Raw genomic sequence first — 23144 nt, forward strand, 5'->3', positions numbered from 1 at the left:
TAGCTATCTTAGATTAGATAAACATTTTTTAAACAAATAGGCATGAAAGCAACCTATCAAAAATATATTCTCGAATTTAAACGTCCCAGCGGAACTTCACGTGGAGTTTTAAAAACCAAAGAAACTTGGTTCATTCAACTTACGGAAAATGAAAATTATGGAATAGGCGAGTGTGGAATTTTACGTGGATTATCGGTAGACGACCGACCAGACTACGAAGAAAAACTGCATTGGACTTGCCAAAACATTCATTTAGGCAAAGAAAAGTTACTCGAAGAACTTACTGAATTTCCTTCCATACAAATCGGTGTAGAAATGGCGTTGGCATCCATAGCAGCAAGTCATCCGCATGTGTTGTTTTCATCCAATTTTACCCAAGGAAAAACAGGAATTACTATCAACGGTTTAATTTGGATGGGCGAATTCGATTTTATGAAAAAACAAATCGAAGAAAAATTACAACAAGGTTTCAGCTGTGTAAAATTAAAAATCGGGGCGATCGATTTTGAAGCTGAATTGGAATTGTTGAAAAAAATAAGAAAAGATTTTTCACCTGAAGAAGTAGAATTACGAGTAGATGCCAACGGTGCTTTTCACCCAAATGATGCTTTAGAAAAATTGAAACGCCTGAGTGAATTCAACTTACACAGCATCGAACAACCCATCAAAGCAAATCAGTGGGAAAGCATGGCTGATTTATGCGAAAAAACTCCATTACCCATTGCGCTAGACGAAGAATTAATCGGAGTCTTTGATGTAACAAATCGCGAAAAAATGCTACAAACCATACAGCCGCAATACATTATTTTAAAACCGAGTTTGGTAGGAGGATTTTTGCAAACCAAAAACTGGATAGATTTAGCTGAAAATCAAGAAACAGGTTGGTGGATTACCAGTGCGTTAGAAAGCAACGTGGGCTTAAATGCCATTGCTCAATTTACGCAAACTTTGCAAAATGAAATGCCACAAGGTTTAGGAACTGGAAGTTTGTATACCAACAACATTCCGTCTCCGCTTGAAGTAAAAGGCGAAAAATTATGGTATAATCCACAGTTAAAGTGGGGAAAGATTTAATACATGAAAGATTTTGTAGCTCAAGGATTTAAAGCGCAACATGATGCTTGGCGCTATATTGTAGGAACGGTTTTAATTTTTGTGATTTGGCAATTTGGTCAACTTCCTTTTGCCGGAATAGTTTCCTGGAAGTTACTAGAACAAGGTGAATCCATTTCTTCAATAAACGATTATTCGGTCATGATGAACACCTTAAGCAAAAATCTCACTTTCTTTTTATTGATGTTTTCTTTTGTAATCGGGTTTTTCGGAATATGGTTCGTAGTTAAATTTATTCATCAACAGCATTTTTTAGAAGTAATAACTACGCGCAAAAACTTTGATTGGAAACGTTTTTTTGTCGGTTTTAGTTTGATTGCAGTTTTAATTGTAGTTGCTACTTTAGTAGACTTTTACACAAGTCCAGAAGACTACAGCATCAACTTTAACTTAGTTCCGTTTTTAATTTTAGCCGTGATTGGGATTATTTTAGTTCCCATCCAAACCAGTTTTGAAGAAATTTATTTTCGGGGTTATTTAATGCAAGGTTTGGGAACTATTTTTAAAAATCGGGCCGTACCATTTGTGCTCACTTCAGTTGTATTTGGAATGCTACATTTTTTCAATCCTGAAGTAGACAAAATTGGTAATATTATTATGATCAGTTATATTGGAACAGGTTTTCTGCTTGCCATTTTTGCTTTAATGGATGAAGGTTTGGAACTTTCTTTAGGTTTTCATGCAGCAAATAATTTGGTAACAGCTCTGTTGGTTACGGCAGATTGGACTGCTTTTCAAACAGAATCTATTTTAATTTCTGAAGCGGATCCTAGTGTGAATTTTGATGTTTTAGTACCTGTTTTAGTCATTTATCCTATTTATGTGCTAATTCTTGCTAAAATTTACAAATGGAAAAACTGGAAACAAAAATTATTTGGTAAAGTAAATCCGCCAGTAGAAATGGAAAATATATAAACTGGTATTGCTTAATTTTTTCTACATTTATACTCTAATAAAATTAGAAAATATGTTAGACAATATCATTCCAATTCATCCAGATTTTAAGTTGAATGGCTATCATTATAACGAAGAAGAAATTTATCCTGTTGCTTACAGTTTTATTAAAGAAGGAACAGAATACGAAGAGTTAATTGGTAATTTTCTACTAGATTGGTTCAATGATAATTACGAACAAATGAAGCTCAGGACTTCTGGCTCAACTGGCGAAGTAAAAGAGCTGTTTGTTTCTCGAGAAAAAATGAAAAACAGTGCTGAAGCTACAGGTAAGCGCTTTAAATTGCCTGCTAAAACTAAGGCATTGTGTTGTATTCCTGCTAATTATGTAGCGGGAAGAATGATGCTGATTCGTGCCATGGTCTTGGGTTGGCATTTAGATTTAGTAGAACCGAAGGCTAATGCACTAAAAGAAGTTGAAAAGGAATATGATTTTGCAGCTTTAACTCCACATCAGTTAAGCCATTCTTTAGATAAAATTCATTTGATTAAGAAAGTAATTGTTGGAGGTGCACCGATTTCTGAAGGTCTATTGAAAAAGATTCAAGATATTCCTACTAAGGTTTTTGAAACCTATGGAATGACTGAAACCGTAACGCATATTGCTACAAGAAGATTAAATTCTTCTACCAAAACCAAATTGAAGCCATTAAAAGCGCTAAAAAATGTGAGTTTTACAGTAAATGATCAAAATTGTTTAATTGTAACCGCACCAAAAATTACAGATGAACCTGTTGTAACCCGTGATGTGGTAGAATTGGTAGACGATATTCGTTTTTATTGGAAAGGTAGATTAGATAATGTAATAAATTCTGGTGGAGTGAAAATACACCCAGAACAAGTAGAAAAAAAGCTTCAGCTTCATATTGAAAAACCATTTTTTATCACGGGAATTTCAGATGAATCCTTAGGTGAAAAAGTAGTGCTTTTTGTTGAAAGTAAAGATGAAGCAGATAAGAGTGCCATTCAAAATTTAGTTAAAGAAGTAGAAACTTTAGACAAATTTGAAATTCCCAAAGAAATTATACTTGTAGATGAATTCGAAAAAACCAGAACTGGAAAAGTAAATCGCTCAGGCACTAAAGAGTTAGTTAAAAGGTAAATTTTGATTAAAAAAACAACATTATCAATAGCAACAATAGAGGCCGTAGAAGTAACAATAATTGCAGCTCGTTTTTCATAATGATTTTTTAATTTGAATGCTGCTCATCTACATTAAAGTATTTTTGATAAAAATTATGATATGAAAGTAATCGTTTCACCTGCAAAGTCTTTAGATTTAGAAAGTAGTCTACCTACAGAGCAACATACTAAACCCCTTTTTTTAGATACAGCTGTTCAAATTCAAAGGAAATTAGCTAGAATGACTAAGCAAGAAATTGCTGACTTGATGAGCATCAGCGATAAGTTAGCCGATTTAAATTATAGCCGTTTTCAGGAATTTAAAGAAGAGCATTCAACTAAAAACGCACGTCCTGCCATTTATACATTCGATGGTGATGTTTACGATGGTATTGATGCCTACACTATTCCAACTGATAAGATTGATGCAGTGCAAAATAAACTCCGAATACTTTCTGGATTATACGGTGTTTTGAAGCCGCTAGATTTAATACAAGCTTACCGTTTAGAAATGGGAACCAAATTAGCTGTTGAAGATAAAAACAATTTATATGAAGTTTGGCAAGATAAGGTTACCAGAAGCTTAAATGCAGAAATGAAAGCAAATGAATTGCTTATTAATTTAGCTAGTAATGAATACTTTAAAGCTGTAAACAAGAAAGAGTTAAAGGCAAAATTAATCAGTCCTGTTTTTAAAGATTTTAAAAATGGAAAATTAAAAATTATCAGTTTTTATGCTAAAAAAGCAAGAGGGAGTATGTTTAGATATATCATTGACCAAAACGTAGAAACTTTAGATAATTTACTTGGGTTTGATTATGATAACTACCGTTTTAGTGAAGAACATACAGAAAAACAAGATGAACCTGTTTTTATCAGGTAACTTAGATAATGAGTTTCAATTTTCAAATAAAAAAAGCGGAATTTTCCCGCTTTTTTGTTTCACATATAAGTATTTGAAAAAAGTCTAAGGCAACTTAGCATCTTTAGAATCGGGTTTGTGTAATTTCATCATATCGGTGCTGTTCTTAGCTTGTATTGCTTTTTCTCCACGCACACCAATGGGATAGGCTAAAATTTCTGGTTCATTTTGAAGTAGTTTCATCGCATCTTCTTCATCTAAAACAGCATCTTTATCAAATTTTTCAAGAAATACAGGATGGTTTTTCGAAATTAAATCTTCTACTTTAGCATCCAACATTTTAGCTAATTCTTTCCAGGCCGTTCCTGTTAATTTTGTTTTTGCTAAATCAACAACTTGAACTTCTGCTTTGCTTGATTTTGCTACGGCAATGCATTTTGTAGTAAGATGATGATCGGGATGACTAAATAATGTAATTTGTTTTTCGTTCTTGGCAATTACTCCCATCTCTTTGTTATTTGACATTTTATTTTTGACTTAAAGATACAAGCTTTATTGATTCTGCTTATAGCATTTGCAAATATTTATAAATTCTATTTGGTTTTTCTGAATGAATTGAAATCCTTATTTTTAAACAAAATTCTATTGCTTTAAATGAAAGAAAAAATTGTAATTGTAGGAGCAGGTGTAAGTGGTTTAGTTGCAGCTATTAATTTAGAAAAAGCAGGTTTTAAACCCATTGTGATTGATCAATCTGATCGAGTAGGTGGCAGAGTTAAAACAGACTACCGAGATGGTTTGCAATTTGACCATGGTTTTCAGGTTTTATTAAAAAAGTATCCAGCTGCAGTAAAATATCTTGATTATGATTTATTAGAGCTTCAAGATTTCTATCCAGGCTCGTGTATTTTTTACAAACAAAGTAAATTCACTATTGGCGATCCTAGCAGAAAATCTTCATTGTTGTTTCCCACTATATTTGCTAAAATCGGGAGTGTTTCTGATAAATGGAAAGTTCTTCAATTAAGTAATGCCGTAAAAAAGAAAAGTTTTGACGATATTTTCTTAGCTCCAGAGCAAACTACTTTGGCTTATTTACAAAACAAGGGTTTCTCTGATGAAATTATTCAGAAGTTCTTTAAGCCTTTTTTTACCGGAATTTTTTTAGAAGATGAATTGTCTACTTCCAGTCGTAAATTTGAATTTGTGTACAAAATGTTTGCTGAAGGAAATGCAGCGATTCCTAAAAAGGGAATTCAGGCCATCCCAAATCAATTAGCTGCTCAGTTGAAGCAGACTCAATTTGAATTCAATATGAAAGTTGCTGAAATAAAAGACCAAGAATTGATCTTGGAAAACAAGAAGAAAATTCCTTACGATTATGCAATTATTGCTGCTGAAGCTTGGCCACTGATTTCGAATTTGAAAAACCAAGAATCAAAATGGAAATCGGTTGAAAATTTATATTTTGAAGTAAAAAATAAAGTAATCGACAAACCTTTAATTGGTTTAGTTGCAGATGAAGCTGCTTTGATCAATAACATACACTACCAAAATATAAAAGATACTAATCATTTTTTATTGTCGGTTAGCGTGGTTAAACTTCATCATTTAAACAAAGACGATTTAATAAAACAAGTTGAAAAAGAATTACAGACGTATTGCGGAATTGAATCTGTAGAATTTAAGCGATATTATAAAATTAAAAAAGCCTTGCCTGTTATGTACACGGTAAATTACATGATGCCACCTTCTGAAACTCAATTAAAAGACCGAGTATTTTTAGCCGGAGACCAACTTTCTAACGGTTCATTAAACGCAGCGATGTTGAATGGCGAATCGGCTGCTCGTGCTGTAATTGCTAAAATTAAAGATGGTTTTATAAACATCAATTAATCCAGAATTTTTAAATTAGTTAGCTATTAAATCCGATAGCAATTTTAGTTCTGTATTACCTATGTGTCAATTGAAAAATCTTAGTTTTTTAGCCCCGATAGCAATGCAAAGCCCGTAACGACTGAAATGCACAAAAATTTGACTCAAAAAAGCGACTTTATGAAGCTCTTTTTGTGGCTTAATTTTTTGGCATTTAAGGCAGCGGACTTGAAATGAATAGCGGGATTAGCTACCCAAAAGTAAATTAATCGATTTCTAAAACAACATCTTTTAAAGGTCTGCGTACTTTTTTAAATTCGGCAAATTCATCGTCTTTAGCGCGGTAACCAATAGGTAAAACAAGGCAAGATGAAAGTTGTTGCTCTTTTAAACCAAGAATTTCATCGTATTTTTGAACCACAAAACCTTCCATTGGGCAGGCATCAATTTGTTCGTATGCGCAAACTGTAAGAATATTACCTAAAGCTAAGTAGGCTTGGTTTTTTGCCCAAGCGGCAATTTCAAATTCATTTTTAGTTGAAAAATCATTGATTAAAAAGGATCTAAACGGAGCCAAGGTTTCGTCTGGCGTATTTCGAATTTCTTTTATGCGCTCGAAGTTTTTCTGAATAAATTCTTTGTCAATTTTTTGCTCGATACAGAATACAAGTAAGTGAGAACAGGTTGAAACCTGCTGCTGATTAAAACTTACTTCTCTGAGTTTAGATTGCAATTTTTTGTCTTGTATCACCAACATTTTGATAGGTTGCAAGCCGTAAGAAGTGGGTGTAAGATTGAAAGCTTCTTTTATAATGTCGATTTTACCTTCATCAATAATCAAATTTTCATCGAATTTTTTGGTGGCATAACGCCATTTTAATGCATCTAAACTTGTCATAAATCATTTATTTCAAGCTGCAAATATAAAATTCCGTTTTGGTTGTTTGTTGAAGTTAAGGTTTAATTAAGTAAACTAGTGTTAATTTTTAATGTGAAATTGTTTCTAGGTTTTGATGGGGCAAAATGGTACACTTTTTATCATGAAATTTTTAATGAACAAATAGACAATATTTTAGTTCGGATTACAAATCCGAACTATCCTGTTTTAATTAAGTAAACTAGTGTTAATGTTAGCTACTTAATTTCTATTTTATGTTTGTAATGAAGTTTTCAAGTAAATGATGACGATGCGAAGTTGCAAACTTCGCATAGCAAAAAAATTTCAATGAACAAATAGCCAATATATTAGTTCGGATTATAAATCCGAATTATCCTGTGTGTCAATTTGGATTGCAAATCCAAATTATCATGACTATCCTTTGTGTCAATTCGGATTATAAATCCGAATTATCATTAATGATGATAGAGCGAAGTTTTAAACTTCGCTTAGTGTATGAGTTGAAACTTTACCCAATTATTAAACTAATCAACAAAAAAAATTAGCTAAACAGCAAAGTTTCGATAGTGGTAGCCATTTCAATGTCTTTTTGAGTAACTCCGCCTGCATCATGTGTACTTAAATTTATTTCTAAATTGTTATACACATTTGTCCATTCGGGATGGTGTTGTTGTGCTTCGGCTTCAAAAGCAATTCTGGTCATTGCTGAAAAGGCTTCTTTAAAATCTTTGAACTCGATGGTGGTATGAATAGCATTTTCGTTGTATTCCCATCCATCTAAATTTTTCAAGGCTTTTTCAATTTCGTCTTTTTTTAACTTCTCCATAATTACTGAACTTTTATTGATTTTTCTATGACTTCGTCTATGCTAATTTGAAGATTTTTAGGGAGTAGATTATCTCTAGGAATAACCGCTATAAATCGATCTTCATTTGAATCATAAACTTGTTTAAATGTAGGATTTTCCAACTGAAGCACATCACAAATTTCTTCAATTAATTCATAATGATGTATTAAATCTGTACTTCCTAAATGAAAAACGCCTTCTTTTTTTCGGTTGATGATGTAATGCATCTGCTGTGTAAATTTACTGTGTACCGTTGCATTGATCACCACATTTGGAAAAACTTCTATAGGTTGTTTTAAATCGTAAAGCAGCTTAATTTCATTGATTTTAGGTGAATCGTGACCAAAAATCATGGGAACACGCACAATATTGTACAAATGATTAGGTAAGCGCAACAAAGCATTTTCAATTTTAATTTGAAATAAACCGTACTTACTTTGCGACAAACTTTTGTCATATTCATAAGACGGATAATTGGTGAAGGCATCAAACACATTACTGGAAGAGATATAAATCAATTTCTTATCGTATTTAATCAAGTAATTCATGATGTCGAAATGTGCATACACCAAAGCATTTAATTCGGCTCTAAAAGCAGAAATAATCACATCGGGTTTAAGCGACTCCAATAAAATACCTGGCAATTCTTGCTCTGCATCCCACAAAAAAAATTGTTTGTTTTTAGAAAGTTTTGTGGTGGCAGTGGAGTAGGTTCCATATACATCAAAATAGGGATACAACTCTTTGTAGAGATTTTTTCCTAAAAATCCGCTAACACCAAGAATTAATATTTTTTGTTTTGATTTTGCCATAAATACAAAATACCAATTGTAATTTTAAATGATACTTAAAATGTACTAAAAATTGCAACTGGGTAAATTTTAATGAATAATGCTGCAAATGAAGTAAAGACCAAATACAACTGCCTTAAATCGTTATCGTTTTAAGGCAGTTTTTTGGATTTTTTAATTCTATTAAGCTTTATAAAATGGAAGTTTTACGACTTCTGCTTTTAGTTGTTTGTTTCTAACTTGTATGTAAATTTCGCTACCTAATTTAGAGAATTCGGTTTTTACATAACCCAAACCAATCGCTTTTTTTAGGCTTGGCGACATGGTGCCAGAAGTTACTTTTCCAATTTCATTTTCATTAGCATCCACAATTAAATAATCTTTACGCGGGATGCCTTTTTCTTTTAATTCGAAGGCTACTAATTTTCTACTTACACCTTCTTCTTTTTGCTTTTGAAGCGCTTCAGAATTGACAAAATCTTTGGTGAATTTTGTAATCCAACCTAATTTAGCTTCAATTGGAGAAGTGGTTTCATCGATGTCGTTTCCGTATAAACAAAAGCCCATTTCCAAACGAAGTGTATCCCGAGCCGCTAAACCAATGGGTTGAATTCCGAATTGTTCACCTGCTTGCATCACTTTGTTCCAGATGGTTTCGGCATCTTCATTTTTGCAATAGATTTCGAATCCACCACTTCCGGTGTAGCCTGTTGCTGAAATAATGACGTTTTCACATCCTGCAAATTTGGCTACTTCAAAATGATAAAAGGGAATTTTAGCCAAGTTGATTTCTGTTAAACTCTGCATAGCTTCAACTGCTTTTGGTCCTTGAATGGCCAACAAAGCGTAATCGTCTGATACATTTCTTAGCTCACAATCAAATGAATTGTATTGGTTAATCCACTTCCAATCTTTTTCAATATTGGAAGCATTGACCACCATCAAGTATTTTTCAGCCGTAAAACGGTACACGATTAAGTCGTCTACAATTCCCCCGGTTTCATTAGGCATGCAGGTATATTGTGCTTTTCCATCTTTTAGTGTTGAAGCATCATTGCTACACACTTTTTGAATTAATTGAAGCGCTTCTGGACCTTGCACAATGAATTCACCCATGTGGGAAACATCAAAAACACCTAAGTTATTTCTTACGCATTCGTGTTCTGCATTAACGCTAGTGTAGGAGACAGGCATTTCGTATCCTGCAAAGTCAACTAGTTTAGCTCCTAGCTGCTGATGTATATGATTTAAAGCTGTTTTTTTCATCAAAAAAATGTTTTTGCAAACTTAAGTTTTTCCAATTGAAGCGGTATTGAAATGGCTTTATATTTAATGAATTGTGTTCTTTTTTTTATGCAAGGATTGATGGAAAGTGAAACATATATATTAACATGTTGTGTGTTTTGAGTTAAAATAGATGGCATAACGAAAGCCTTCCTGCCCGTTCAGTCAGACAGGTTCGAACTTACTGAAATTTTGAAAATTTCATTTAATGGGAACTGGTAATTGAAACAATTTTTTTCATTTAAACTATGCATCAGCTTCTTCCCTTCCATTCAGGGAAGGGTAAGGGTTGGGTGTAAATTAACACACAAAAACACCCTTTGCCTTTCGGCATTTCCCTTTAGGGAAAAAATTTCAATCAAACTTATTCATTAATAGTAAGACCAGTAAACCCGTTTGAAAGCAGCTTAAAACAGATAAAATACATAAAGAATTCATAGGTAGTGTTTTAAAAAAAAAAATCGTACTTAAAACCAATTCATATCGGAAAATTCTTTCTCGATATTTCCGAGACTTCGGGATCACTAATTTCAATCGTGAAATTCACTCGAATTGACAGATTTTTGTCATAATGCACAACGGATTAATAGAATTTTATTGAAGCACTTTTACTTTTAAATCAATATTACTAATCGGCCATTCACTTGCATCGGTATCTACCGCAGAGATTTTTTCGGCTACGTCCATTCCTTCAATTACTTTTCCAAAAACAGTGTGTTCGCCATCTAAATGATGCGCTCCATCTTTTTTGGTAACGATGTAAAACTCGAATGGTGAAGAGGCATTACTCACATTTTGTTTTTTGTATTTAGCAGCAGCAAAAGCTCCGTAATCATGCGGATAGGTATCTGTATATTCACTCGGAATCAAGTATCTGCCAATGGCTTTTCGATAATCTCTGGTAAGTACGCGATCTGAATTTCCAGCTTGCACTACAAAATCTGGGTCAACTCTATGAAACAAACAGGTTTCAAAATAACCCAATTTAGCTAAACGGATGAAATTAGCTCGATGATAAAGGGTTTCGTCATAAAGTTGAACGATTATATTTCCAAATTCAGTTTCAATTTGAATTTTATTTTCTGGATTTTCAGCTGCATAATTTTCAAGAAAAGGCATTAACTCTTCTTGTTTTAAAGTCTTGATATGCGATAAATCTTTTGTCTCCATTCCACTTGAAGGAATTTGAACATCAGGCATTTCATCTTCCATTTCAATTTTTTCAGTTTTTGTTGACTTTGTAGATGAATTTGATTTTGTATTTTTACTTGAATTTGAACAAGCACAAATTAAACTAAAGCAAAAACACAACAGGATTGGATACCGCATACTTAGAAGATTTAGCAACGAAAATAAAAAAAAATCCATTATTGGGAAGAAAAGCGCACGCTAAGATGATGCCTTTGTCTCGTAAAGAAGAGTTAGAAGCGCTGGATTTTGATACGCTTTCTCCAAAATTGGCTGCAGTACTTTGTTTGATATATCCAAAAAATGGAGTCTTGCATTTTCCGTTGATTTTGAGAAACACTTATCCAGGAGTACATTCTAACCAAGTTAGTTTTCCGGGCGGCAGAATTGAAAAATCAGACAGCGATTTTGAACATACTGCTTTGCGTGAATGCGAAGAAGAAATTGGAGTTTTTCAAAAAGACATTCAGGTGTTAAGACAACTGAGTGATATTTATATTCCACCTTCTAATTTTCAGGTAAAATCCTTTATTGGATATTGTAACAAAACCCCAAAATTTAAGCTTCAACCTGAAGAAGTAGAGCAATTAATTGAAGTAAAACTGAGTAATTTATTAGACGATGGATTTTTGGTAACTGAAAATTTAAGTACTTCTTATGCACAAAAAATAGATGTTAAAGCCTTTAAACTGAATAATTTTACAGTTTGGGGCGCAACAGCAATGATATTAAGTGAAATCAAATATCTATTGAAAAGCCTTTAATTAGTAGGTTTTTCTATATTTGTCGAGTTAAAAATTTAGCAATGGGCTTATTTAAGCAAAATCCTTTTGGACATTATTTATTTCTAAAAAAATGGTTGATCCGCATTATGGGTGCGCTCACGCATAGGCGCTATCGTGGTTTTAATAAATTGCAAATTGAAGGTTCCGAGATATTTAAAGATTTACCCGATACCAATGTACTTTTTGTATCTAACCATCAAACTTATTTTGCAGATGTGGTAGCTATGTATCACGTTTTTAATGCAAGTTTAAAAGGAAGAAACGACAATATTAAAAATATTGGTTATCTATGGAATCCGAAGCTCAATATTTATTATGTAGCTGCTAAAGAAACCATGAAAGGTGGTTTTTTGCCTAAATTATTAGCTTACGCTGGTTCGGTGAGTATTGATAGAACTTGGCGCGCTCAAGGAAAAGAAGTAAACAGACAGGTAAAAATGAGCGATATAACCAATATTGGTAAAGCTTTAAATGATGGTTGGTTAATTACTTTTCCGCAAGGCACAACTACACCTTGGAAACCCATTAGAAAAGGAACAGCGCACATCATCAAAAAATACAAACCCATAGTTATTCCAATAGTTATTGATGGCTTTAGACGTTCTTTTGATAAAAAAGGAATCAATATAAAAAAGCGAGGTATTTTGCAATCCATGCACATTAAAGAGCCGCTTGAAATTGATTATGAAAATGAAAGTGTAGAAAGTATCGTTGAAAAATTGCAATTTGCTATTGAGCAACATCCTTCACTTTTAAAGGTTATTTCTAAAAAGGAATTAGAAGAAGCAGAACGATTAAATGAAAAACGTAGATATAGTGCAAAAGACTAATCAGTAATTATATTTTAGTTTTTGCTTTGATGTATTCGGCATTCATTCTCGCTATTTGTAACACATCAATATCTTGTGGGCACTCTACTTGGCAGGCATAAGTGTTGCTACAATTACCAAAACCTTCTTCGTCCATTTGGTCTACCATTTTAATCACACGTTCTTCGCGTTCCAGTTTTCCTTGTGGTAATAAACTTAAGTGACTAATTTTTGCTGCTGTAAACAAAGCTGCACTTGCATTTTTACAAGTTGCTACACAAGCTCCACAACCAATACAAGCAGCTGCATCAAAGGCTTCTTCTGCGGTTTTATGGGATATTGGTATTGAATTGGCTTCTGGTGCTTGACCTGTATTTACAGAAATATAACCACCAGCTCCAATAATTTTATCGAAACTACTTCGATCTACTTTTAAATCTTTTTTTACGGGAAATGCATTGGCTCGAAAAGGCTCTAAAACTAATTCTTGGCCATCTTTAAACTCTCGCAAATGCAATTGGCAAGTACTAATGTTATGAATTGGCCCATGTGCAACTCCATCGATCATAAAACCGCATTGTCCACAGATTCCTTCTCTACAATCATGATCAAAAACAACTGGGTTTTTAGCTTCTAAAATGAGTTTTTCATTTAAAAAATCTAGCATTTCCAGAAAAGACATATCTTCTTCTAGTCCGTCCAATTGGTAGGTTTCAAATTTACCTTTTGCGGCTCGATTAGCTTGTCTCCAGATTTTTAAATTTAATTTCATAATTTTCACTCTTCTTCATTCCAAATTTCCCAAGCTCTTAAGGCTTGTAATTCTAACATTTTTAATCCATTAGCTGTTTTTGCTCCTTTTTGCTTTCCAAGGGCTAAAAATTTAGTTAGCGGTGGATTATACACTAAATCGTATAAAAAATGTTTTTTGCCTAGAAAAGTATAAGGGATGTCGGGACATTTTGTTTCGTTGGGAACAGTTCCAACTGGCGAGCAGTTAACAATTAAATAATGTTTTTGAATAATATTTTCGTTTAAATCTGCATAAGCAATTTCACCAGCATTTTTAGGTTTTCGACTTACAAAAGTAGTGGCAATAGACATGGATTTTAAGGCAGAAGTAACGGCTTTTGCTGCTCCGCCTGTTCCAAGTACTAAAGCTTGTTCATGATGATTTTCAATCAAAGGAAAAATAGATCTTATAAAACCATATGCATCTGTATTATAACCAATAAATTTTCCATTTTTAATCTTCACAGTGTTTACAGCTTTAATTCGTTTAGCTGTTTCGTCTAATTCGTCTAAGTGTTCAATGATGGCTTCTTTAAATGGAGTAGTTACATTGAAACCTTCTAACCCAGGATTGGCTAACATTAACTGAGATAATGCTGGAATTTTTTCTACATCAAAATTAGTGTAATCTGCACGGATATTATTTTTATGAAAATAATCTCTAAAGAATCTTTTTGAAAAGGAGTAGTCAATATTTTTTCCTAATAAACCAAACTTACGCATTATTTTATTTTTTTCTTATTTCCATACCAAGCTAAGGATAAAACAATAAATATCCCAACAAACACGAAAATAATTGCAATCCATGTTGAAGCTTCACTTAGGTCTGGCCAGAAGCGTTGATAATTGCTCAGTATTTTGTTATTGTTAGAATCTAAGATTAATTTTCCTACTTCATCTTTTTGATAAACAGGTTTTTTCCATGGCCAAACCACACCTAAACTTCCTGTGATGAAACCAATAATGAGTGCAAAAGTTGTGGATTTATAGTGTTTTAATACATAGCCTAACAAATGAGAAAAACTAATTAAGCCAAATACGGAACCCGCTGTAAATGAAGTTAAAACTTTAAGCAACTTGATTCTATTCTCATTTTTTCTAAAGGCAAAATCCCATCTTGAAATATCTATAAGTGTATCAAAAAGTGCATTTACTGAATCTACTAAAAGCAAAACATAGTTTCCAAGTAATATTAATATAAAAGATCCCGACAAGCCTGGTAAAGTCATTCCAGAAACAGAAATAATTCCACAGAAAAAAACAAACCAGAGATTGTCATTCTCTGAAGCAGGCTCCAATAAGCTAATCAATATCCCTGCTGTAATTCCTACAACTATAAATATGAGATTTCGAGTAGATTTGAGTTCAAAATCTTTTGCTATATAATAAACAGAACCGATAATCATCCCAAAAAAAGCAGACCAAACATACAACTCGTAATATTCAATTAAAAAGTCTAAAATTTTTGAAACACTGAAATAGCTAACAGTCATTCCCAGAATTAGGATACTTATAAAATTAAAATTTAGATAAGTATATAAACTTTTGCCACGGCCTGCAATAAGTAGTTTTAGCGCTTTAAGATTAAATTTTTGTAAGGAATAAATAAATTCTTCGTAGAAACCTGCTACAAAAGCTACAACGCCACCTGAAACTCCGGGAACTTTGTTAGCTGCACCCATAGCTAAACCTTTCAGAAACAGAAAAGATTTATCAGTAAGGGATCTAGTTTGTTGCATAGGTTTATTTCATTTATCTATTGTATTGGTTTTTTACCGAAAAATTCTAAGGCTAAGATACATAAGAATCCTACACTTGCGCAAATTATTGCTGCTATAAGATGTGGTTCGCCAGTAAAATTATGAGGTAGAACTGAAATTTCTCCAATTGGGATTTCTTTTTCTTTAATAATAAGGGTTTCTGTAACTTCTTTCCAAGGCCATATTTTATTTAAAGAACCCGCAATAAATCCAGTTAGAATTGCCAGAACTAGATTCTTATAATTGTTGAAAAGCCATTTTAATAATTTTGAAAAACTAAGTAAACCAACTATGGCACCTGATCCAACTACAGCAACTGTGGTAAAGTCAAATTCACTTACAGCAGTGCTTATATTTTCGTAAGCGCCTAACAATACCAAAATAAAAGCTCCAGAAATACCGGGTAAAATCATAGCGCAAATGGCTAATGCTCCACATAAAAATAGGTAAGCTAAGCTTGTTTCTTCACTAGAAGGAGTTAGTAAAGTAATGCTGTATGCTATTACTGCTGCTAAAACTAATCCTATAATATTTGCTATATTCCATTTTTCAATCTGTTTACCAACATACCAAATACTAGCCAACACCAAGCCAAAAAAGAAAGACCAAATATAAATAGGATGATTTTCTATTAAATAGCTGGTGAGCTTCATTAAACTGAAAATACTAATTAAAATTCCTATCAAAAGACTCAAAAGAAAGCTTCCGTTTAATTTTTTCCAAAAGGCTAAAAATCCATCTTTTTTTAAAACATTGATTAAACCAAAATTAATATTGCTTATGCTGGTAATTAACTCTTCGTATATTCCAGTAATAAACGCGATGGTGCCTCCTGAAACACCTGGGACTACATCGGCAGCTCCCATAGCCATTCCTTTGACTACAACAGTAAAGTATTTTTTTTGAATTGCTTTCATTAAAGTAATGCTTAGTTTTTAAGTTTTCAAAAATAGGGAAAGCAAAGCTTTTAATTTCAACTATTTTTAAAAAGCATTTTTCCTGTTTAGGTCATAAATAATAAAAGCCAATCTTGAACAGAAAGGCTTTTATTATATATAAATAAGGTGAAGATTAAATGTGTATTGCTCGGTCTTCCGTTGCTGCTAAGGCTGCTTCTTTTACAGCTTCTGCGTAAGTTGGATGAGCGTGACTCATACGTGCAATATCTTCAGCGCTGGCTCTGTATTCCATGGCGGTAACGGCTTCGGCAATTAAATCTGCAGTTCGCGCACCAATCATGTGTACGCCTAACACTTCGTCGGTTTCCTTATCAGCTAAGATTTTCACTAAACCATCTACATCGCCACTTGCTCTAGAACGACCTAAAGCACGCATAGGGAATTCACCTGATTTATATTCTACACCAGCTTCTTTCAATTGCTCTTCGGTTTTTCCAACGGATGCAATTTCAGGCCAAGTATACACAACATTCGGAATTAAGTTATAATTGATGTGTGGTTTTTGTCCAGCGATCACTTCAGCTACAAAAGTTCCTTCTTCTTCGGCTTTATGGGCTAACATTGCACCAGTTATTACATCGCCAATGGCATAGATGTTTTCGGTTGCCGTTTGTAATTTGTCATTTACTTCAACTTGACCACGGTCGTTTAATTTTACACCAGCGTTTTCTGCTTTTAATCCATCAGTATAGGGTTTTCTACCTACAGAAACCAAACAGTAATCGCCTTTAAACTCTACTTCTTTATCTTTTTTCTTGTCTTTAGCAGTAATAGTGATTTCATCGCCATTGCGTTTTACACTTTGTACTTCATGAGAAAGCGCAAATTTTACACCTGCTTTTCGCAATACTTTTTTCATTTCCTTGCTCATGGCCGCATCCATAGTAGGAATAATTCTATCCATGTATTCTATAACTGTAACATCTGCACCTAATCTGCTGTATACTTGACCTAATTCTAAGCCAATTACGCCACCGCCGATTAAGATTAAATGTTTAGGAATTTCTTTCAATGAAAGTGCTTCCGTTGAAGTGATGATGCGTTCTTTGTCAATTTCAATACCTGGTAAAGTTCTAGGTTTACTTCCTGTTGCAATAATGCTGTGCTTAGCTTCAATGGTTTCAGTTTCGCCATCACTATTGGTGATGTTGATGTGAGTTTTATCTTTAAATGATCCCACTCCTTGAAAACTTTCAATTTTATTTTTATCCATCAAAAAATCGATGCCTTTGGTAGTTTGGTCAACTACGTCTTGTTTGCGGGCAATCATTTTTTCTAAATTCACTTTTATGTCACCAGAAATTTCAATTCCGTGGTCTTTAAAGTGCTTTACAGAATCTTCGTAGTGGTGAGACGAATCCAAAAGTGCTTTTGAAGGAATACAACCCACGTTTAAGCAAGTTCCGCCTTTGGTAGCATATTTTTCAATGATAGCAGTTTTCATTCCGAGTTGTGCACATCGTATAGCAGCAACATATCCGCCGGGTCCAGAGCCTATTACGGCAACATCAAAAGATTTCATGTAAATTTATTTTATGAATAATGATTACAAAAATACAATTTAAAGCAAAATTAGATAAGCTTTAAAGCAAAAGCTTTTGTTATAAATTCAGGAAAAATGTAAGTTGATTGAAAAGCAAATTTTGAAAATACATAATCAAGCATAAAATGCTATTCCCTTGACCTTGCTCAGGATGAACATAAGTTGAGAAGTCAAAAAACTACAGTTTTTAAAAATGATGTCTTGACTAGGATTGACTTTACAACCTGTAGTTTATATGATTGATTACCGGCAACCAGTAAAATATTGTTGCTTGATTTTAGACCTGAAAAGGATTACTAATCTTGAATTAAACAATATAAAATTGAATAATTTATGAAATCTCTATTTCAATTAAAACTGATACCCCACATGAATACCACCACGTGGAACAAAATTGAAGCTTCTTCCGTCTAAACCATAATTAAATAAATTACGGCCAATACCTAAATGAAACTCAAGAGAAACTCCACCTTTAGAAACCATTTTGTAACCACCGCCTAGACCTAAAGCAAAATCAGATACATTTTCAGTTTTATCAAATCTTTCACCTGGAGCTCCTTTTTTTAATGTTTCTTCGTAGTTATTAAACATTCCGAAACCTTCTGCAAAAACGCCTTTTCCATAACCTTCACCAAAGTAAAAACGGTAGAATGCAGTTGCAGAAAAATTTAAATCCCACGAGATAAAATCATCAAATGGAAAACTTACAGAGGCACCGATAGAAGATTCATCATTCAGTAAATTTTCGTAAGTGAAGTTGGCATTTCCAATAAATACAAGTCCTACATTTAATTTGGCTTCATATATTGGAGTATCACCAGTTCTTTCATAATTTTTTTCTGTTTGATTTTCATCTTCTTGGGCAAAACTTAAGTTCACAAAAAGAAAACTAAATATTAAGTAGTATAAAATTTTCATATAAATAGAATTTAAATTCTTAAGGACAAATGTAATTTTTAAAGCTGAAATTGGCATAGCTTTTCAGTCAATTTATATTATATGCGTACTTTTGAAAAAAAATATAACACATGGAAGATCAAAAACCGCACAAGGCAGGTTTTATTAATATAATTGGTAACCCAAATGTAGGTAAATCTACTCTAATGAATGCTTTTGTTGGAGAAAAACTTTCTATCATCAATTCTAAAGCACAGACCACCCGCCACCGAATTTTAGGGATTGTGAATGGAGACGATTTTCAAGCTATTTTTTCGGATACACCAGGAATTATTAAACCGGCTTATCAGTTGCAATCTTCTATGATGGATTTTGTAAAGTCTGCTTTTCAGGATGCCGATGTGTTGATTTATCTAGTTGAGATAGGCGAAAAAGCCTTAAAAGATGAAGCTTTCTTTAACAAAATCGTCAATGCTAAAATCCCTGTGATTTTATTATTGAATAAAATTGATACCGCCAACGAAGAAAAATTGGTGGAGCAAGTTACTTACTGGAAAGAACAAGTTCCTAATGCTGAGATATTTGCTATTTCGGCTTTGAAAAATTTTGGTGTTGCTGAAGTTTTTGACCGCATTATTGAACTTCTTCCTACATCGCCAGCTTTTTATCCTAAAGACCAATTTACAGATAAACCAGAACGTTTTTTTGTAAATGAAGCCATTAGAGAAAAAATATTGAAGCATTACAAAAAAGAGATTCCGTATAGTGTAGAAGTAGAAACCGAAAGTTTTGAAGAAGAAGAAAACATTATCCGCATACGCAGCATCATTATGACGGAACGCGAATCGCAAAAAGCCATTATTATTGGCCATAAAGGCGAATCGCTAAGAAGAGTAGGGACGGAAGCACGAAAAGATTTGGAACGTTTCTTTGGAAAGAAAATTTTTATTGAATTATATGTAAAGGTCAATAAAAACTGGAGAAACAATGAAAATCAGTTGAAACGCTTTGGATATTTGGGGAGTTAGATAAACTATGAATTTCCAACAATTCAATTTGTAAATGTTTCAATTTGTAAATGTTGTTAAAATGAAGATCATTTTTAAATTGCTTATTCTAGTTTTATGTTTTGGCTTTTCAACTAAAACACAAGCCCAGTCTATTATAGAATGGTCTAAAGACTATAAATTGAAATGGTCTGATTTTAAAGCTGAAGCTGATACTACAATTTTAGCCTTCGCCAATACCGTCTATAAAATTGAAATTTTGCCAACTAACGTAGCTGTAGATTCAAATAATCATATTCAAAATTATGAAGCGCTTACTGCGGTAGCACAGTTTTATGCTAAGCTTTCTTGGGTGTATGAAGAAGATGACAATTTACTTAAACATGAACAGCTGCATTTTGATATTGCAGAATTGTATGCTCGAAAGTTAAGGTTGGAATTTGAAAAATTAAAGCAGGAAAAAAATGCTAATTTTAATGCTTATTCAGCTGCCTATAACAAATTGTGGGCAGAATGCAAAGCGCTTCAAATGAAATACGATAGCGAAACCAATCATGGTATTTTTATAGAAGAAAACCAAAAATGGGAAAATGATATTCTCAATAAATTGAATAGCATAAAGTCAATTCATTAATTACTTGCTTCGTTTTAATTTCAATGAAATTTTTTCTATTCTATTATTTATTGAATTGCATAAGATTCGAATTATCTTCTGTATCTTCTGCCACCACGTGAAGGTGGTTTTTTACCGCCAAATTTATCTAATTTATAGGTAAAGCTTAACATGGCATAGCGTTGTAAAATCAATTGGTCGGTATCCTGAATAAAATCGTCTCCTGTGCTTCTTCTAGTCGAAATATTCTGATCTAGCACATCGTACACTTTAATTTTTAAAGTGGCTTTTTCATCTAGGAATTGATAACCTAAACTCAAATTCCAAAATAATGATGTGGACTCGAATGCATCGGAAACATTTCCATAATTAAAGTAGGTAAAATCGCTTCCAAAAATGATATTCTCTGGCCAAAATAAAGTTGCTTCAAGTCCTAATTCTGTATTGGTGAAATCTTCATTTCTATCTGAGAAAATATTGTAAGCTGTATTGTTGTAATTGAATCTTACATTAGGCTGTAAAGTAAATAGGTCTGGAATTTCGTAAGTGAATCGAAGTCCTGGAGATATGGCATACAAATCAGAGTTGAATTTTTGGCCATTACTAAAACCTACATTTCTATTATAACTATTGGAAACGTATAAATTATACCGTATCACATCTGTACCTTCGGTAGGAATGGTTTTACTAAAATATAAATAAGCAAAGGCATTTTGCACTCCATTTACATTGGTGTATGAAGTGGTTCTTACCAAATTTTCATCGGTAGTTAAAACGGGAACAACTTGGTTATCTGTAATGGAATATCTAGAAAAGATTCCGTATCCCGAACGTGTTTTAAAGTCGAAATTTCTAAAATTTAAACGGAATGATTGCTCTAGTGAAGGATTTAAGTCAGGATTACCAACGCGAATATTCAATGGATCTGTAATGATTTCTACAGGTTGTAATTGCTGCACATTGGGTATGTCAACACTATTACTGTAATTAAATTGAATGCTTTTAGACCTGCTGAATTGGTAACGAATAAATGCATTTGCATACATATCGTTAAAGGTATTTGAAAAATCGATATTTTGAGAAAAGTTCTCGGTTCTTAAAGTGGTATTTAGCAAACCTAGACTAGCGCCGCTTCGTACTTTTTCAGTTTCGTAACGCAGTCCAAGATTTGGTCTGTTAATTTGTGAACGTGCTTTAAATTCGTTTGAAAGCGTTTCATTAAAGTTGGAATAACTTCCGGTGTTTTCATCAAAATCAAAAATATTTCGGGTGTTGGAAGTAGTATTGGCTTCGTAAGAATAACCCACATCTAAAAACAACTGCTTGGCTAAGGATTGTCGATAAGTGAAGCTACCGCGGTAATTATCGGTGTTGTTTTCTTGGTCAATCAACTGATTTTGTATTTGCGTTTCATTACCCGCATTGATTATTCTTTCCGAATTGAACAAGTTTTCGTTATCGTTTCGGTTGTGACTGTTATTGAAGCTTAGACTTAAATAAGAACCCAATGTGTCTAGTTTTCGCGTCATTATCAAATCGTTTCTAAAATTAGCTGATGTACTTTCGCTGAAGCTAAAGGTTTCTGCCGAGTTAATAATGTTGTTGTCTTCATCAAAAGAAGAGCTTGTACTTTCACTATCATTCGTCCCTAAATTAATGTTTATGTTAGGGTTGATCGATATTCGGGTAAGTGTATCGGGTTTAATATCAAACCTTCCAGAAAACCGATGCGACTCGTTAGCATTATTTCCTGAATTTTCAGATTGAGTAAAAAAGCTTCTATCAGGTAAAATATTTTCTCGAATGGTAGAAGTTCTGGTTTCTCGATCGGTTGCACCATAAAAATAATCAGTTGCAAGATCATATTTTCCATCATCCCATTCATTTACATAATTTCCGCCGATGGTTTCTGAAGTAGTAATACCATTGTTATTTCCAAAGAATCCACCAGGTAGTGAAGAAGTACTTCCAATAGCGTCAAAAACTTCATCATAACTAAATCCTGGGCTATTAATGTTGTTTGCGCTGGCTAAAATGCTAAACCGCATTTTGTCTTTAAAATAGTTAAAAATAGCGCTGGTGTCGTAACGGTCGTCCGTTCCGTATCCCGCAGTAGCACGAGAAAAATAGCCTTTGTTTTTATCTTCGTCTATGGTTATGTTAATGGTTTTATCTTCAGAATCGCTTGCTTTACCTGTAAATTCTTCTTCTCTGGTTTTGGTATCTACAACCTGAATTTTATCAATAATTTCTTTTGGTAGATTTTTGGTAGCTACTTTCGGGTCGTTTCCAAAAAATTCTTTGCCATTTACTAAAATGCGATTTACCGTTTGACCGTTTACTGTAATGGAACCATCAGCCGCTACTTCCACACCGGGAAGCTGTTTTAAAGTATCTTCTAAAGTTGCATTTTCTCTGGTTTTAAAAGATTTTGCATTGAATTCTAAAGTGTCTTTTTTCAAAACAATGGGAGAACGAGTGGTTTTAATAAGCACTTCATCTAACTCGTCTGAAGACTCTTCCATTTTTATTTCTCCAATATCTATTATTTTTTCAGCTGGATTAATTACTTTTTTTACAGCCTGTAAGCCTGTATATGTAATAAATAAATTCAGTTTTTCTGCCGAAGAGCGACCTTCCAATAAAAAATTTCCGTCTTGATCTGAAATGGTGTAGGCCACTAAAGTTGAATCCTTAAGGCTTTCAGCAAAAATTGTTGCAGAATAAAGTGGCTGATTGGTTAAATTATCGATTATCTTTCCTTTAACTTCAAAGTCTTGAGCTGCTGTTTGAAGTATAATAAAAAAACAGCTTAGGATGAAAAAAGTTTTTTGCATTGATTTGTTTTATGAAAGGTTTGACTCTATAAGTTTTGCTTAGTTTAATAGATAACTAAAAAAAATTAGAATTATTTTAAATTTTTACACCCCAAAAATATTAAAAGACGAATTTTTATGCAGAATTGCTGAAAAAAAAATGCCGTAAATCTAATTTCAAGATTTACGGCATGCATATTAAATTTAGTTTAAATGAACTTTAAAGCGC

Annotated in this window: 22 protein-coding genes; 9 read left to right on the forward strand and 13 right to left on the reverse strand. The window is 33.1% G+C overall.

The features are described from left to right. Positions 1-42: 42 nt before the first annotated feature. The 4 genes from IEV72_RS13065 to yaaA all read left to right on the forward strand — a co-directional run bounded on the left by IEV72_RS13065 (position 43) and on the right by yaaA (position 4072). Positions 43-1074, forward strand: a complete 1032-nt coding sequence (locus tag IEV72_RS13065) for an o-succinylbenzoate synthase (protein ID WP_188459569.1) — start codon at positions 43-45, stop codon at positions 1072-1074. A gap of 3 nt (positions 1075-1077) precedes the next feature. Continuing rightward, positions 1078-2028 carry a CPBP family intramembrane glutamic endopeptidase gene (locus IEV72_RS13070; RefSeq protein WP_188459570.1) on the forward strand — a complete coding sequence of 317 codons (951 nt, stop codon included), beginning with the start codon at positions 1078-1080 and terminating at the stop codon, positions 2026-2028. A gap of 52 nt (positions 2029-2080) precedes the next feature. Then, positions 2081-3169: an AMP-binding protein gene (locus tag IEV72_RS13075; protein ID WP_188459571.1), complete on the forward strand. Its 1089-nt coding sequence runs from the start codon at positions 2081-2083 to the stop codon at positions 3167-3169. A 141-nt stretch (positions 3170-3310) separates the two neighbouring features. After that, positions 3311-4072 carry a peroxide stress protein YaaA gene (gene yaaA, locus IEV72_RS13080; RefSeq protein ID WP_188459572.1) on the forward strand — a complete coding sequence of 254 codons (762 nt, stop codon included), beginning with the start codon at positions 3311-3313 and terminating at the stop codon, positions 4070-4072. An 84-nt stretch (positions 4073-4156) separates the two neighbouring features. Here yaaA and IEV72_RS13085 read toward each other — a convergent pair whose 3' ends face one another. Continuing rightward, on the reverse strand, positions 4157-4576 hold the full coding sequence (locus tag IEV72_RS13085; protein ID WP_188459573.1) for an arsenate reductase family protein: 420 nt from the start codon (positions 4574-4576) through the stop codon (positions 4157-4159). A gap of 129 nt (positions 4577-4705) precedes the next feature. Here IEV72_RS13085 and IEV72_RS13090 point away from each other — a divergent pair, with 129 nt between their 5' ends. After that, positions 4706-5947 carry a protoporphyrinogen/coproporphyrinogen oxidase gene (locus IEV72_RS13090; RefSeq protein WP_188459574.1) on the forward strand — a complete coding sequence of 414 codons (1242 nt, stop codon included), beginning with the start codon at positions 4706-4708 and terminating at the stop codon, positions 5945-5947. Between the two features lie 244 nt (positions 5948-6191). Here the strand turns inward: IEV72_RS13090 and IEV72_RS13095 are convergent, their stop codons facing one another. The 5 genes from IEV72_RS13095 to IEV72_RS13115 all read right to left on the reverse strand — a co-directional run bounded on the left by IEV72_RS13095 (position 6192) and on the right by IEV72_RS13115 (position 10958). Continuing rightward, positions 6192-6824: an NAD(P)H-dependent oxidoreductase gene (locus tag IEV72_RS13095; RefSeq protein ID WP_188459575.1), complete on the reverse strand. Its 633-nt coding sequence runs from the start codon at positions 6822-6824 to the stop codon at positions 6192-6194. Between the two features lie 541 nt (positions 6825-7365). Continuing rightward, positions 7366-7650, reverse strand: a complete 285-nt coding sequence (locus IEV72_RS13100) for a 4a-hydroxytetrahydrobiopterin dehydratase (protein ID WP_188459576.1) — start codon at positions 7648-7650, stop codon at positions 7366-7368. A 2-nt stretch (positions 7651-7652) separates the two neighbouring features. Beyond that, positions 7653-8483 (reverse strand): sugar nucleotide-binding protein, encoded by an 831-nt coding sequence (locus IEV72_RS13105; protein WP_188459577.1) that lies wholly within the window; start codon positions 8481-8483, stop codon positions 7653-7655. 162 nt (positions 8484-8645) lie between these two features. Continuing rightward, positions 8646-9728 carry a glycine cleavage system aminomethyltransferase GcvT gene (gcvT, locus tag IEV72_RS13110; protein WP_188459578.1) on the reverse strand — a complete coding sequence of 361 codons (1083 nt, stop codon included), beginning with the start codon at positions 9726-9728 and terminating at the stop codon, positions 8646-8648. A 612-nt stretch (positions 9729-10340) separates the two neighbouring features. Continuing rightward, complete coding sequence (locus IEV72_RS13115) at positions 10341-10958, reverse strand: peptidylprolyl isomerase (protein WP_229731929.1); 618 nt, start codon at positions 10956-10958, stop codon at positions 10341-10343. A gap of 104 nt (positions 10959-11062) precedes the next feature. On the opposite strand from IEV72_RS13115, the gene IEV72_RS13120 reads away from it, so the two are divergent. Next, entirely contained in the window at positions 11063-11698 is a 636-nt protein-coding gene (locus tag IEV72_RS13120; protein WP_229731931.1) for an NUDIX hydrolase, read from the forward strand. Between the two features lie 41 nt (positions 11699-11739). Beyond that, positions 11740-12549, forward strand: a complete 810-nt coding sequence (locus IEV72_RS13125) for a lysophospholipid acyltransferase family protein (RefSeq protein WP_188459580.1) — start codon at positions 11740-11742, stop codon at positions 12547-12549. A gap of 7 nt (positions 12550-12556) precedes the next feature. On the opposite strand, the gene IEV72_RS13130 is transcribed toward IEV72_RS13125, so the two are convergent. The 6 genes from IEV72_RS13130 to IEV72_RS13155 form a co-directional block, all read right to left on the reverse strand. Continuing rightward, a complete protein-coding gene (locus tag IEV72_RS13130) occupies positions 12557-13300 on the reverse strand; it encodes a succinate dehydrogenase/fumarate reductase iron-sulfur subunit (protein WP_188459581.1) in 744 nt (247 codons plus the stop codon). A 5-nt stretch (positions 13301-13305) separates the two neighbouring features. Then, positions 13306-14043, reverse strand: a complete 738-nt coding sequence (locus IEV72_RS13135) for a shikimate dehydrogenase family protein (RefSeq protein ID WP_188459582.1) — start codon at positions 14041-14043, stop codon at positions 13306-13308. Beyond that, entirely contained in the window at positions 14043-15059 is a 1017-nt protein-coding gene (locus IEV72_RS13140; RefSeq protein WP_188459583.1) for a DUF368 domain-containing protein, read from the reverse strand. Before IEV72_RS13140 ends, IEV72_RS13135 begins: the two co-directional genes overlap by 1 nt. A gap of 17 nt (positions 15060-15076) precedes the next feature. After that, a complete protein-coding gene (locus IEV72_RS13145; protein WP_188459584.1) occupies positions 15077-15997 on the reverse strand; it encodes a DUF368 domain-containing protein in 921 nt (306 codons plus the stop codon). Between the two features lie 154 nt (positions 15998-16151). Next, positions 16152-17561: a dihydrolipoyl dehydrogenase gene (gene lpdA / locus IEV72_RS13150; protein ID WP_188459585.1), complete on the reverse strand. Its 1410-nt coding sequence runs from the start codon at positions 17559-17561 to the stop codon at positions 16152-16154. Between the two features lie 372 nt (positions 17562-17933). Beyond that, complete coding sequence (locus tag IEV72_RS13155; RefSeq protein WP_188459586.1) at positions 17934-18500, reverse strand: hypothetical protein; 567 nt, start codon at positions 18498-18500, stop codon at positions 17934-17936. Positions 18501-18610: 110 nt separating this feature from the next. Between IEV72_RS13155 and era the strand changes: the two genes are divergently transcribed. Together era and IEV72_RS13165 are read left to right on the forward strand one after the other, a co-directional pair. Then, positions 18611-19507: a GTPase Era gene (gene era / locus IEV72_RS13160; RefSeq protein WP_188459587.1), complete on the forward strand. Its 897-nt coding sequence runs from the start codon at positions 18611-18613 to the stop codon at positions 19505-19507. 61 nt (positions 19508-19568) lie between these two features. Continuing rightward, positions 19569-20120, forward strand: a complete 552-nt coding sequence (locus tag IEV72_RS13165; protein ID WP_188459588.1) for a DUF922 domain-containing protein — start codon at positions 19569-19571, stop codon at positions 20118-20120. 71 nt (positions 20121-20191) lie between these two features. Here IEV72_RS13165 and IEV72_RS13170 read toward each other — a convergent pair whose 3' ends face one another. Then, on the reverse strand, positions 20192-22936 hold the full coding sequence (locus IEV72_RS13170; RefSeq protein ID WP_188459589.1) for an outer membrane beta-barrel family protein: 2745 nt from the start codon (positions 22934-22936) through the stop codon (positions 20192-20194). Positions 22937-23144 lie beyond the last annotated feature (208 nt).

This window comes from Psychroflexus planctonicus, assembly GCF_014640195.1.
Taxonomy (GTDB): Bacteria; Bacteroidota; Bacteroidia; order Flavobacteriales; family Flavobacteriaceae; genus Psychroflexus; species Psychroflexus planctonicus.

Coding starts and splice junctions, on each gene's coding strand:
- IEV72_RS13065 (WP_188459569.1), top strand. CDS start 43: ATGAAAGCAACCTATCAAAAATATATTCTCGAATTTAAACGTCCCAGC.
- IEV72_RS13070 (WP_188459570.1), top strand. CDS start 1,078: ATGAAAGATTTTGTAGCTCAAGGATTTAAAGCGCAACATGATGCTTGG.
- IEV72_RS13075 (WP_188459571.1), top strand. CDS start 2,081: ATGTTAGACAATATCATTCCAATTCATCCAGATTTTAAGTTGAATGGC.
- yaaA (WP_188459572.1), top strand. CDS start 3,311: ATGAAAGTAATCGTTTCACCTGCAAAGTCTTTAGATTTAGAAAGTAGT.
- IEV72_RS13085 (WP_188459573.1), bottom strand. CDS start 4,576: ATGTCAAATAACAAAGAGATGGGAGTAATTGCCAAGAACGAAAAACAA.
- IEV72_RS13090 (WP_188459574.1), top strand. CDS start 4,706: ATGAAAGAAAAAATTGTAATTGTAGGAGCAGGTGTAAGTGGTTTAGTT.
- IEV72_RS13095 (WP_188459575.1), bottom strand. CDS start 6,824: ATGACAAGTTTAGATGCATTAAAATGGCGTTATGCCACCAAAAAATTC.
- IEV72_RS13100 (WP_188459576.1), bottom strand. CDS start 7,650: ATGGAGAAGTTAAAAAAAGACGAAATTGAAAAAGCCTTGAAAAATTTA.
- IEV72_RS13105 (WP_188459577.1), bottom strand. CDS start 8,483: ATGGCAAAATCAAAACAAAAAATATTAATTCTTGGTGTTAGCGGATTT.
- gcvT (WP_188459578.1), bottom strand. CDS start 9,728: ATGAAAAAAACAGCTTTAAATCATATACATCAGCAGCTAGGAGCTAAA.
- IEV72_RS13115 (WP_229731929.1), bottom strand. CDS start 10,958: ATGGAAGATGAAATGCCTGATGTTCAAATTCCTTCAAGTGGAATGGAG.
- IEV72_RS13125 (WP_188459580.1), top strand. CDS start 11,740: ATGGGCTTATTTAAGCAAAATCCTTTTGGACATTATTTATTTCTAAAA.
- IEV72_RS13130 (WP_188459581.1), bottom strand. CDS start 13,300: ATGAAATTAAATTTAAAAATCTGGAGACAAGCTAATCGAGCCGCAAAA.
- IEV72_RS13135 (WP_188459582.1), bottom strand. CDS start 14,043: ATGCGTAAGTTTGGTTTATTAGGAAAAAATATTGACTACTCCTTTTCA.
- IEV72_RS13140 (WP_188459583.1), bottom strand. CDS start 15,059: ATGCAACAAACTAGATCCCTTACTGATAAATCTTTTCTGTTTCTGAAA.
- IEV72_RS13145 (WP_188459584.1), bottom strand. CDS start 15,997: ATGAAAGCAATTCAAAAAAAATACTTTACTGTTGTAGTCAAAGGAATG.
- lpdA (WP_188459585.1), bottom strand. CDS start 17,561: ATGAAATCTTTTGATGTTGCCGTAATAGGCTCTGGACCCGGCGGATAT.
- IEV72_RS13155 (WP_188459586.1), bottom strand. CDS start 18,500: ATGAAAATTTTATACTACTTAATATTTAGTTTTCTTTTTGTGAACTTA.
- era (WP_188459587.1), top strand. CDS start 18,611: ATGGAAGATCAAAAACCGCACAAGGCAGGTTTTATTAATATAATTGGT.
- IEV72_RS13165 (WP_188459588.1), top strand. CDS start 19,569: ATGAAGATCATTTTTAAATTGCTTATTCTAGTTTTATGTTTTGGCTTT.
- IEV72_RS13170 (WP_188459589.1), bottom strand. CDS start 22,936: ATGCAAAAAACTTTTTTCATCCTAAGCTGTTTTTTTATTATACTTCAA.